The sequence below is a fragment of the Cupriavidus sp. GW823-FHT06D04 genome (genome assembly GCF_058795055.1).
In genome coordinates this window covers 104,255-116,189 of record NZ_JBXAHL010000019.1, presented here as the reverse complement: position 1 = coordinate 116,189, position 11,935 = coordinate 104,255, and the positions used below count along the sequence as shown (strand labels likewise).

The 11,935-nt window shown below is 57.2% G+C and carries 9 protein-coding genes; all 9 read right to left on the bottom strand.

Features of this window, described 5'->3' with window-relative positions; translation table 11 throughout:
* Nucleotides 1-5: 5 nt before the first annotated feature.
* The 9 genes from pglX (AC1Q7H_RS22725) to AC1Q7H_RS22685 all read right to left on the bottom strand — a co-directional run bounded on the left by pglX (AC1Q7H_RS22725) (nucleotide 6) and on the right by AC1Q7H_RS22685 (nucleotide 11,499).
* Nucleotides 6-1,772, bottom strand: a complete 1,767-nt coding sequence (pglX, locus tag AC1Q7H_RS22725) for a BREX-1 system adenine-specific DNA-methyltransferase PglX (RefSeq protein ID WP_492381745.1) — start codon at nucleotides 1,770-1,772, stop codon at nucleotides 6-8.
* Nucleotides 1,773-2,055: 283 nt separating this feature from the next.
* On the bottom strand, nucleotides 2,056-2,589 hold the full coding sequence (locus tag AC1Q7H_RS22720) for a hypothetical protein (protein WP_492381744.1): 534 nt from the start codon (nucleotides 2,587-2,589) through the stop codon (nucleotides 2,056-2,058).
* Complete coding sequence (locus AC1Q7H_RS22715) at nucleotides 2,586-3,731, bottom strand: AAA family ATPase (RefSeq protein ID WP_492381743.1); 1,146 nt, start codon at nucleotides 3,729-3,731, stop codon at nucleotides 2,586-2,588. The genes AC1Q7H_RS22720 and AC1Q7H_RS22715 overlap by 4 nt, the downstream gene beginning before the upstream one ends.
* Nucleotides 3,728-5,536 carry a BREX-1 system adenine-specific DNA-methyltransferase PglX gene (gene pglX / locus AC1Q7H_RS22710; RefSeq protein WP_492381742.1) on the bottom strand — a complete coding sequence of 603 codons (1,809 nt, stop codon included), beginning with the start codon at nucleotides 5,534-5,536 and terminating at the stop codon, nucleotides 3,728-3,730. Before pglX (AC1Q7H_RS22710) ends, AC1Q7H_RS22715 begins: the two co-directional genes overlap by 4 nt.
* Before the next feature lie 8 nt (nucleotides 5,537-5,544).
* Nucleotides 5,545-9,105, bottom strand: coding sequence for a BREX system P-loop protein BrxC (gene brxC, locus AC1Q7H_RS22705; protein ID WP_492381741.1), 3,561 nt, complete (start codon nucleotides 9,103-9,105; stop codon nucleotides 5,545-5,547).
* Between the two features lie 11 nt (nucleotides 9,106-9,116).
* Nucleotides 9,117-9,773, bottom strand: a complete 657-nt coding sequence (locus AC1Q7H_RS22700; RefSeq protein ID WP_492381740.1) for a DUF1788 domain-containing protein — start codon at nucleotides 9,771-9,773, stop codon at nucleotides 9,117-9,119.
* Nucleotides 9,770-10,381, bottom strand: a complete 612-nt coding sequence (locus tag AC1Q7H_RS22695; protein ID WP_492381739.1) for a DUF1819 family protein — start codon at nucleotides 10,379-10,381, stop codon at nucleotides 9,770-9,772. Before AC1Q7H_RS22695 ends, AC1Q7H_RS22700 begins: the two co-directional genes overlap by 4 nt.
* Nucleotides 10,378-11,289: a helix-turn-helix transcriptional regulator gene (locus AC1Q7H_RS22690; protein ID WP_492381738.1), complete on the bottom strand. Its 912-nt coding sequence runs from the start codon at nucleotides 11,287-11,289 to the stop codon at nucleotides 10,378-10,380. The genes AC1Q7H_RS22695 and AC1Q7H_RS22690 overlap by 4 nt, the downstream gene beginning before the upstream one ends.
* A 78-nt stretch (nucleotides 11,290-11,367) precedes the next feature.
* Nucleotides 11,368-11,499, bottom strand: a complete 132-nt coding sequence (locus AC1Q7H_RS22685) for a hypothetical protein (RefSeq protein WP_492381737.1) — start codon at nucleotides 11,497-11,499, stop codon at nucleotides 11,368-11,370.
* Between the last annotated feature and the right edge of the window lie 436 nt (nucleotides 11,500-11,935).

Here is an 11,935-nt window from a genome sequence, read left to right as displayed (position 1 = left end):
TGGGATCAGTCCTCGTCCTTGGCGTCTAGCCCCGGAATCTTCTTCAGCGCCGAGCCGAACTTCGAATAGTTCACCTTCACCCCGTCATCCAGGTCGATGGCCTTTTGCTCGGTGGCCAGGGGGTAGAGCACATCGCGCTCGTAGTCCTCCAGCTCGGTCAGCACCTTGGCCAGCCGGTCCACTTCCTTCAACGCGCGGGTCTTATCGCCCTGGCTGCTAGCGGTGTTGATACTGACAGCGGCTTGCCGCTCTTTCTCGGTCCTGAGCTTTTCTCGGTAGTCGCGTAGGTACCTGAGCACCACGCTCACCGTGTCCGGGCGGTAGCGGTGCATGTAGATCAGCGCGTTGAAGCTGCCCTTGGGGCTGCTGAACAGCCAGTAGATGGGGCGCTTCTTGTAGCGCTTGACATGGTCGGTACTGAACTCGCTCAGGAAGTAATCGCGCAGGCTGTAGTTGCGCTTGCCCTTCACGTTGAGTGCTTGCTCGATGAAGGCCAGGTTGTCTTCGTAATGCGCTTCACCAAAGGCCACGCGCAGGAAGTGGCGGAAGCGCAAAGTGATGTCGTCCGCAAACCAGTCGCCATCCAGCAGCGGGACCACGTTATCTTCATCAGCCGGAAAGCTGGGCTGCGGCACCTGTGCCAGATAGTCCGCCAGCGTCTCGCCCTGGTTGGCCAGGATCAGCCCAGGCTTGTCCAGGCTGTAGCGGCCAAATATGCAACCGACCGCATAGCTCACCAGCTCGCGCATGGTGTCGGCCAGGAACATTGCTTCGAGTTCGTCCTCGCTCTTGTCTCCGCCGTAGCGGTAATGCGGGTTGCATGTGAGGGTGATCTCGTTCAGCGGTACCTCGGGCGTCAGTTCGTCCTGCAGCCCGTAGGCATCGATGAAGATGCGGTTGTTCTCTTCTTCCAGACGCTGCATATCCAGTGTCATCTCACGCCAGTGAGCGCGGAGCTTTTGGTAGCTGGCTTTGAGAGTGGGCTGGCGATGGTCGTGGCGTAGTAGCGGAAGGCTGGTGAAGTCCCAAGAGGTTTCATAGGAGTCCCAGTCAGACTGCGAGATGGCTATATTTCTTGCGGAGATGGCACTCGCGGTTGAAATCGGCGCCTTATTAAATGGCAAATTGAGAGCGTGCCCAGGCTGAAAGCGAATGGCAGGGGAAAGAACTTCCATGTAATCTGAAGCTACTATGCTATTTAAATAGGCGACCACCCCGAGCCGATCAAAGTCTGGAGTAACAAATCCCATCGAACCGGTAGTATCAAACATGTACTCGCCGGCGACATTTCTAACTGAAAATCCATCGCCGGAAACGCTCGACCAAGTTATTCCCGGTTTAAATGCCCATTCGCCGTTGTAGTTGTGGGATCTTACTCTGCCTGTTTTCTGGTCAATGAAGTTGAGGATTCTCTTTCCCTCATTTTCCCAGTCAACCAAATACTCGTTGTTGCCAGCCCAACGCCGATACTCTCCGCCCTTTAGGTAAGCCTTCCATCTGGCATTTTTCTTTACATTACCAGGCAAAGATGTTTTGGATGCCGAAACCTCAAACCATAGGCGCAGAAATGTTTCATTGCTGCCAGTTGTTAGACCTTCTCTAGATGAAAGTATGCTACCCAGTTTCGGAAATAACTCAAAATTTGAGACAAAACGATGTGTCAGCCAATAGGCAATCGGACTATCAGGTATGCTTTTAAAGTCAATGGCCGAGGCGCGATAAAAATATCTCTCCAGGCCTTGTTTAGCCTTTTCGACTTGGCTGTTACTCATCGTTAATCTCCAAATCTTGTTCGTTGACTGACATGCTGATCTGTTGCCAGTCGTTCGCAATCGTTTTCCAATTCACGGGACGCTCGACCGTCTGGCCGTCGCTGCCTTGACCCCCACACTGCCCAGAAATCCGGATCGTCCGATTTCGGCCCCGAGGCTAGTCGCCTCTGGCCTATTCCGACTCGCTGCGCATCGGCACCATCGACTTGATCTCGCATGACGAGATCAAGGTACTGCACGACATCGAGGCCCCGAGCGTGTTGATGGTCATTGGCGTCCTCCGCTACGCGTTTTCCGCAGACGCGATGCGAATCGCAGGCCATTTCGGGAAAACTTCGTTCCACTTATCCAGGTTTACAACCTGACAGCTTGTCGCCAGCGCTTGGGTCCAACGCCTGGGCTTCTTGCCGACGGGTAGCTCTCGCTTTAGCTCGTTGAGCATCCTGCTATTCAGCGCGTTGTCGAATGTCAGAACGCAAATGTAGTGAACAGGTTTATCAACTTTTCCCTCGGCATAACGATAAAGGTGTGAATCCCTGAATTTGTACTTCAGGTAGTTTTTTAGCCACTTAAAACTATCCTGACGTCCCTTACGCTCATCGTCATTCGCGGCCCTCCCTACGTCATAAGCGGATGGGTCGTCATAGTCCTTGAGTTCCACGTAAATATATGCATTTTCTAATTCTGCGACGATATCGACTCCCTTCATCGGTGCACCGTGAAAAGTAGGCTTGCTGCTGTCTTTTTCGTCAAATACATAGGCGTCCACCGCATCAGAGAAGCGAAACTCAAAGCCATCAGCAACAACGACTTTCATTTTCCCAGTTCCCCCATGTCGTTCTCGATTTCCTGGTTGATGAGATAGCCGAAGGCGTCATCAATGGGATTGGGTGCGATGTGCAGATAGTCATCGGTCGTTGATGACATGACATCTTTTGTGGATGCGTCGCGATAGAGGCTGAAGAACCGCACCTGATCCCCCTTGCCCTTGTCCATCAATAGGTCAAACCACTTGAGCAGCACATAGTCGTGCGTGGCCAGAATGACTTGCTGGCCGTTGCGGGCAAGCTCCAGTAAAGCCAGCACCAGATCCTTCATCAGCTTGGGGTTGAGGTTGGATTCGGGCTCGTCCCACAGCAGCGGGCCGGTGGTGCCGGGGTTGAGGCTGCCGTTGCTGAGCAGGCGTTGCAGCACGCCGATCTTGCGGAAGCCCTCGGCTGTCATGGCGCTGGACTGGCGGTGTTTGCTGCTGGACACGAACTTCCATTCGGTGCTGTCCTGGTACATCTGCGCATACTGGGCCTTGCTACGCGTGGCGGCATCCTTCTCCACGTAGCAGCCGGGTTGGAAAACGAAGCGACCGCTCTCCAGCAGGTATTGCCCTTTGATGAGGTTGGTCAGGCGGGGCACAATGCTGGCAAAGCGCGGATCAAGCTGGACCTTGGCATCCAGATCATCGGGCCCTTTTTGGGTGAGCTGGCAAGCTAGGTCTAGATAGCCATCATCGAAGATGCGCTCGATGGTTGGCTGATCCGGTTGTTCGGCGGTGAGGCCGCGCACCAGAGACAACACCTCTTTTGTTGGAATGAAGATAGCTCCTGCAACGCCTCCACCGATGCCGCAGTTGACTTGGGCTTGGGTACCGTTGCCGTAGAACTTGGCTGCAATCATTTGCCCTGACGCAAAGGTGCCTTTGAGTACCGCCTTCCCTCGCGTACCAGCGCGGCGCAGCTCGCCAACTTGCTCGCTGAGCGGGTGGTAGAGCCGACACAGCCTGCGAGCCAGTTTTTCTCCGGCTTGTTCCCCACGAGCTTCCGGCCCGCTCAGGGCCAGAATGGCCTTGAGCAGTTGGGTCTTGCCAGTGCCGTTCTCGCCGATGATGATGTTGATGCCCGGTGAGAAGTCGATGGCCAGCTCAGTGAAGGCAGTAAAGTTCTTGAGCTGCAGATTGGTAATCATGCCGCCCTGCCTTGAGCGATGGCCTTGGCTATCATCTCCATCTTTTCCGCTTCCGAATTGCCATCCACCAAGCGCATGTAGGCACCCCGGTAGTCGGGTTTTTGAGCGTTTTCGAGCACGAAAGCCGTGGTGGAAACCACTTCGCCGCCAATGCTGTCGAATGCCCGCGCGCCCAGATGCGCCATCGAGAGAATGGTGTGCTGGTTCAGAATGCGGCTGCGCAGCGCCTCGAACGATGACAGGAACATCCAGCTCTGCATGGTGATCATGGCGACCGCACCACTCTTCACCGCAAGGTCCAGGTTGCGCTCGATGAACATTGCAAACAGGTCGGACTTGCTGTTGGGGTAGGTCTCTTTGGCCCAAGCGCTCAAGCGCCCATTCATGCCCTTTCCGCCCATGTAAGGTGGATTGGCCACCACCACGGCGTAGCGTGGGGCCAGAGCTTCGGCCATGCGCAACACGCTCAGTACGCGCTGATGAGTCTCTGCCAGGAACAGGTTGCCGGCCATATCCTTAGCTTCCAACGTGGTAAGCACATCAGCCACATTGCCTACCTTGGGTACGATCAGCGAGCCGAAGTTGTCGGCCTCGCTGAACTGCTGCAGCGTTTCACGCAGGCCATAGGCAAACAAATCGCGGCCGACGTGGCCCATGTACTCGTCCAGCTCTTCACGGCTGAAACTCACCTTCTCCAGCACGGTGATGTTGGGCTTGACGCGTTTGTTAAAGAAGCGGCGCTGGCGAGCTCGGGCCTTCATGGTCAGTGCGAAGGCAGCCAACTCGCCGGCGCGCTCGTCGAGCTCGATCCCGAAGAGGTTATGGGTGAGGATTTTTTCCGGGATTTCGGCCGCGTCGTAACCTTCTTCTTCGTAGATGGCGTACAGCAAGTCAAAGGCATAGGTGAGCATGTGGCCCGAGCCGCACGCGGGGTCGCAGACCTTGATGTCCTCCGGGCCCTTGATCTTGAGGAAGTCAGTTTCCGGCTTCTCGGGCGGAATGTAGTAGGCCATCTGCTCGGCCAGCTTGGAGGTGGGGCGGTTGAGCAGCCACAGGCGCCCCAGCGAGTTGTCCACCAGATAGCGAACGATCCAGTGCGGGGTGAATAGCTGGGTGGCAGCCGGGATGTTGTCTGGGGTGATCTTCTGGTTTTTTTTCAGCCCTTCGAAGACGGCATCCTTCTTCTCGGAGATGTAGAACTGGTACAGCCAGCCGATGACTTCCACGTCTTCGCAGGCGTCCGGCGTCATGGCCTCGCGGGTGTAGGCCAGGATGGAGTTGCCTGAGAGCAGGTCGTCGGGCATCAGCAACTCGGTGTAATCGTCGATGCGCTCGAACAGAAAAGGCATGGCCTGATGCCAGGCGTTGCAAGCCGCTACTACCAGCAGGCGATAGGCTTCGCCTTGCGGGTCGTGGCTAGGGCTTTTGTCGGCCAGCAGGTCGGCAATCTGCTGGCGGGCTTTGGCAGGCACCATCTCTTCGTCAACGTGGCCCATCTTGGCTTCCAGCAAGATCTCTGGCTGGAACTGACCTTCAGCGGGCGACACGATGCCGATGCGCGTGTAGCGGTTCACATCCATGAAGCGCAGCGCACAGAAGCGGTTGAACCAGGTGTAGGCCACCCGTTCGATGACCTGTTCCTTTCCGTTGCTCTTGATGGCGTCTTCCAGCTTCTTGACGGCCGCCGCGCTTTCGCGACGCGCTGCGCTGCCCTCAGACAGCATCAAGGCCAGCTTGGCGCTGACCTGCTCGCCCAGGGTGCGACGGGCGAACTGGGCGAATTTTTTGAGTCTGGTTGTATCCATGGCCTACCTCAGATCTGCACGCGGTTGCCGGCCAGGATTTCCCTCAGCCAGGCTTCGCGCTGTTTGTTCAGGTAGTCGTCGAGCTCAGCCTCATTGGTCAGCCACGGTTTGGCGTAACTGACCTTGATGGTGCGGGCGGGCACCAGCTTGGGTTCAGGTGACGCCGGCTTGGTGAATGTCGTGCTGGCCGGTGGCATTCCTTCGCCAACGGAAGGCTTGGCATCTGCCTCCGGGGTGGCCCCAGACGGCGCAGGAGTCTCGGGCTTGGCCCATTGCTCCAATTGCACCAGCAGCTGTGGAAAGCGGATGTCCTCGAAGTGCCGCAGCTGATCGCGGATCATGGCAATGCGCTTCTGGCCTTGCAGCGCCAGGCGGGCATCAGTAAAAGGCTGGCTCAGCTGCGACTGATGGGTGGAGTTGAGACGGTCATATTCCTCGGTGGCTCGCAGCCTTTGTTCCAGTTCTGCAAGGCGGTTGGTGGCGGCTCCCTTTTCACTGGCCAACTGGTTGCCGATGTCTTGCTGCAGGGCATCCAGCTGCGGCTTGAGCTCTTGCAAACGATTACCTTGCCAGGGCTTGCTGTCGGCCAGCAGATTGCGAACAGCCTCCACTTCGGCCGCGCCCACATAGGCAAAGTTGTCTTCTTGCTCGGCGACCAGCAAGCGGGCCTGCTCAAAGATGGCACGCTGCGGGCTGTTCACGAAGCGCCGCAACGGGTCGATGATGTTTTCCTTGGTATCGAGCAAGGCGTCTTCGGCACGGGCAAGGTCGGTCAGGAACCAATTGGAGTTCTTGCTCGCCACGTCCTTCAGGGTGGCCAGTACCGGCGTCAGCACGCTCAGGAACGGCAACTGTGTTTTCTGTCCGTGCAGGTCGGCCAGTTCGATCTCCAGGTCCTTCAGCGCGTCGATAGTCTCGTGAGCCAGCGCACGTGCCTCGTTGCTGCTGGCCGGCTTGTCGAAGAAGTCCGCAAAGAACTCTTTAAGCGTGCGTACTTGCGAGGCGCTGAATTCAACCTGTGGCTCAAGCACTAGCGAGGGATGGGCATTGGTGTTGCGCAGGCTGCGCTCCAGAGCGTCATGCTCCAGCGGGTTGCTGTCTTGCCGGACCTCGACCTTGCCGCGCGCGCACAACAGGGCCAGGTTGCAAAGGATGGCAGCGTAATACCAGCCGTAGTTCTTGCGCTCGAAACGCTCGACCAAGCTCTTGACGGTGGTGCGCACGCCGCCCCGAGCGTTGCCCTGGATGAAGGCCAGCAGTTCTTGTTCGGGCTCGGTGAGGCTGGTGGCGTCATTGGCCAGCAGCCCATCTTCCACCATGCGCAGGTGCTTGCCGATGTCTACCTCGTTGAATGGCACATCGCGCAGCATGCGCAGGTTGGGGTAGGTGGTTTGCAGCAGATGCTCGAAGCCTTTGAGCACCCGGGTCTGGCCGTCTTCGGTGCTGACGTCCACATCCGCCGCGTTGATGATGAGCGTGGCTTTGCCCAGCAGGCCACGGGCGCGCAATTGCAGGTCATTCAAGCGTTCGCTGTTCTGGAAGCCCTTGGCATCCAGAATGCGCTTGACTGCTTCTTGCGTGGTATTGCTGTTCTGACGAATGTACTTCTCGGTTCGCTTGTACATCGTCAGGTCTTGCATGAAGCGTACGTCGGCCGGCAAGACCACCCGCAACTCATCACGCCCCATGCTTTGCATGCGCTGCAGGGTTATGTTGTCGAAGTTGTCGGAGAGCGGCGTGACGATGTGGATGGCCAGCTCGTGTTCACGACTTAGCGCTCGTTCATCCATCTTGCGGGTGTAGACATAGTCCTGGCCGTTGCTGTGGCGGATCTTGCGCTGTCTGAGGACGCCATCAAAAAGCAGGGTTTCCAGCTCCTTGAGGATGTCGGTTGTCTCGACCTCGGTGTTCTTGATCTCCTCTTCGACATCTTTTTCTTCGTCGGTCAGGTACTCGTAGACATCACCATTGCGCTGGATGTAGGTCTGCTGTTCAAGCAGGTTGAGTGCAGCTTCAAGCCGCTTGCGCTGCGCGGGCAGGTCGTCGCCAAAACGCTCCAGCATCAGCACACTGAGATTGCGTAGCGTCGCCTTGAACTCCTTGACGTACTTGACCAGGAAAAGCGCCTTGAGCACGCGCACGGCGTAAGGGTCGCCCAGATGGCGCTCGGCATTGTTGATGGCGCTCTGGATGGCGCTCTTGAGCGCGCCACGGATTCCTTCGAACATGCGGTCGAACGTGGCGAGCTGGCCCACGGGCTCCTGATCAATGGCAATCGCCACTTCCCGGAATACGCCGAGCATGGACCGCTCGCCCACCGAGTTGGCCTTGCCTTCGAAGCCGTTGTGCAGCGAGATGCCACGAATTGCCGCCTGGAACAGCGGGAACTGATAGGGCAAAAAGGGGTAGCAATAGGTGAAGTGTTCCGCGTCCCGGAAGTTCGTGTACTGCTGACCACCGTCTGCGAACTCGAACAGGGTCTTGAAATTGTTGAGTTGCTGGTCATAAGTGATGGCAAGCAGCTCGGTGCCGATCTCGTTCTTGGTGAGGAGGCGCTTCTGGATGACCTCAGCCACGTCAGCACTGGTGAGCTTGAGGCGATTGGCAAAGCGGGCCTGAATCTTTGAGAAGTCGTTGCTCTGCTGCTTGTTCATGTCCCCCAGCACGGAGTTCATGTCCTCCTGAGCGGTGACGATGATCCAGGCGCGGCCTTGGCATTTGGTGGCCAAACTTTCTGCCACCGTCTGCAGATTGGTCATCAACTTGGTGTTGTCAGCGATGTACTGCCCCACCTCGTCCACAAAAAAGTTGAGACGGAAGTTGGCCGGCTTCTTGTCCAGCCACGCCTTTACCTGGTGGCTGAAGTCTTCGATCGAGACGCTGTACTGAGCGCGGTACTTGTCCAGGATGCCCTTGGCCAGCGTAGGATCTTCGCCGGTGATCTCTGCATAGGCGCGGGCGATGTTTCCCGATTCCAGCAGAGCCTGTTCTCGGCCACGCTCCCAGGATTTGTTCGCGTGACGCTGATAGGTGGCCCTAAACGCATCGAATTGCCCCCTGCTGTCTAGGTCTCGCTCGAACTGCGCGATGTAGCCCTGCTTCCCAAAGTACCCGCACATCTCGTTGAAGACCTTGACGAATACCGAGAGCAGCGCGTCAGTCTGGCTCTTGCTGATGATGTCGGCCTTCTGGTCGATATTGAACAGGATGCTCTTCGAAGGAATTGAAACGGCCTTCTTGAGGGCTGCGCGTACCAGTTCGTCTTCTTTCGGAATCTTGGGCAGAAAAATATCGAGTGCGGAGCTGCCATCAATGGTGCGGTTCTCCAGCATCAAAGCCAGCATCTTCAACAGATGTGACTTACCCGAGCCGAAGAAGCCCGAGACCCAGACGCCGTTCGCACCGTGGTAGTCGTTGTAGGCATCAAGGAAGTGCTCCAGCCGCTTGGCGACCTCGTCTGTCAGCACATACTCGTTAAGCTCTACATAGAGGCTCGACTCGTCGTCGGCCTTGATTACGCCCTCTATCGGGCGGCTGACTGGGCGCAAAAAGATGTGGTTGAGTTCCATCGGGTCTTTCCTCAAACCTGAGTCTCGAAAATATTGAAAGCGCGGTAGTACTTGTCGTCGTGCAACAGCCCGAATAGCTCCAGCGACGCGCCCTGCTCCAGCGAATGCCGGTATTCGCCGGGGAAGAACAGCACGGTGGGCCTGTCCTTGGCGGTGCTTTGCAGGTTGTTGAGGACGTTGTGCGAGCGGATGTAGGGAAAGACCTCGCCGATGCCGGACAGGAACAGCACGTCAAAGTCGGCTTGCTGCAAACGCTCGCCAATGGCGGGGATCAAGTAGTCCTCGATACCGAGCACGTTTTGCAGCAGTTCGAGCAGGCTGTCCTTCTCGACATTGGCTTCGACGGCGAGGAGTTCATCCCAGAGCTGTCTACCGTCGCTGCTGCCTTCCCTCGCTTGCAGCAGCTCGATGCTGAGGTCATACAGATTGATGTCCAGCACCCTGACGCCGCGCCCACCCAGGCATGGCACGCTGAGATTGGCCAAGGAGCTGATGAGTTGGCGTTGCATGCGCTGCATCTCAAAAGCTTCGCCGGCGCGAAACTCGCAGATGTAGAAGGGCAGATCGTTGTTCAGCCCGCGCATTTGCAAGAAGCGATCGCTGCCGATCACTCGGATCAAATGCTCAAAGCGGATGGCCAGTGGTTGTTGACTGATCTTCTGATTCATTGAAGCCATCTCTCAAGGTCGTTTTCGGTGGCGGGAAAGACCAGGAGCTCTTGCCGCCCCTGCTTTGCCAGGAGTTGAGCTAGATGTGGACCGAGCTGGGCAGGGTGAATCTCGTGCTTATCTGACACCAGATCTGCTTCGCGAAGCATGCGAAACATGTTCTGCCGCAACTTGAGTTGCGTGGAGTGTGCAATCTCATCGAGTTCCGCGTGCCAAAGCGCTTTGCCGTTGTAGAAGCTGTCGTAGTCAGCGAATGACACTTGGCGGCGGAGCAGCAAATACTGTTCGCGCAGCACCTCAATAGCGAATTCACGGATGAGCGCATAGCGTCGGCAAACCGCCACCCAAAGCAAGTAGGCTTGGTCCCGAAGGCTCGACTCCAGCAAAGTCCGTAGTTCGACTTCGTTCAACTGCTGCAGGCGTGCGGTGATCTCCTTACTGATGCGAGTGGCCGCTGCAGCGGTGCGTACCTGCAGAAGGTTCTCTTGCCGCACCCGAGCGCGTGTTGCTGGCCAATCGCCGAGCCGGAGGTAGCATTCTGCGACTATGGACGCCTCTTGCAGGAAGAGACCACCAGTCGTGAAGGACAGTTGATAGCGCACTGTCATGCAGCCTGCTCTTTTCCCGGTGCGTAGCCCGGTGCCAAGATGGCGGTCTCGACCCCATATAGGGCCAGATGATCTTTCAGCCAAAGGCGATACTCGGGGCCGCGCAAGCCGTGTTCTGGCGAGCAATCCACGCTCCACTTGCGCAGCGCATAGCCGGCCAGCGCCGCCCGCAGCCTCAGACGCAACAGACCACCAGGCATGTCGTAGTCCATGAGGGTGATCTCGGGGCGCGGTTGATCTGGATGTGGCACCAGGTCCAGTTCCACGATGCGCGTCCACTGCACGTCTTGTTCAGGCAGCTCATGGCGCAACGGCGCATCGTTGAGGCGTGGGGTCGGCTCGCTGATGCGCGTAAGAACGAAGTCGCGAAACGCTTGGGACTTGCGGTCAAAAGCGCGCACATGCCATCGCAGCCCAGTGTCGAGCAGCGCAAAGGGAACGATCTCGCGGCATGACTCTCCGCTTCTAACGGAGTGATAGCGGATGCTGAGTACCTGCCCCAGGTGAATGGCACGCGTAATGCATGCCAACATGTCGAGCCCAGGGGATGAAAGCCGGGATGGTATGAGGCACGGCAGGAGCGCGTCAGAAGTTGGCGCAGTTGCATCACCCAGTTGCTCAGCCAACCAGCTCAAGACTTGAGATGAAGGCGTCGGGAAAAGAGGCGAAAATCCGGCACCCAGCAGGTATCGCTTACCCCGACTTTCGTAGTCGATGTTGTTCGGTGCCAGCTCTTTGTAGAGCGCCAGATCACGAGAGGCGGCAGCCGACTGGATGCCAAACCGCCGCATCAGGTCGGGGCGACGTACCTCTCCAAGGAAGCGCAACCGCAGCTCGATGTGCTTGAGCCGATCCTTTTGTGGAAGCGGCAAGTGCGCAAGCGATTCAGCGTCGATGATGAGCGGCATCCAAGAAAAAACAAAATAATACGCTCATTATATCAAACAAGGATGCTGATCACATCAAAATGATTCCGTGTTCGCCCGTTACAAGGTTACACCAGGAATTCCGGGGAAGGCGGCCTTGATCTTCAGGTAGAAGTATTCTTCGTCACGATGCCGTCGGTACGCCTTATCGCGCGGGCCCGCGCCGCGGACTTCGACATCGGTCAAGGGCATTCCGATCTCCGTGCGGGCACCAGCAAAAGGGCGGCTGAAGTGCCCCCCTAAAATGCCCCCTCATGCCTCTAGGAGGTCAATGGACGAAGTTGGACGCAAGAAGAAAAAAAAACCCCACAAGCCTTAATTTTGTGGGGTTTTTGGACTTTCCTAGAGAGCCTAGAACATGTTTTTGGTGGACCGAAGGAGGATCAAACTCTCGACCGATGCTGCATTTCGATAGGACGGCTTCCTGCTATGCGCATGTCGAAGGCCAACACTTAAGAACTGTCCTGGTTCTCCCCCCTTACAGCAGCTCGACAAACGTGTCGGAATCCCTATCCAACCTTGACCGCTGAATACGGCGTTCAGGAGTCCTCAGTCACATCCTGGCTCCGGGGCGGCTGGACTCGCACGGCAGTCCAGCTAATTCCGGATTTCGAGTCCAGCAAGAGCG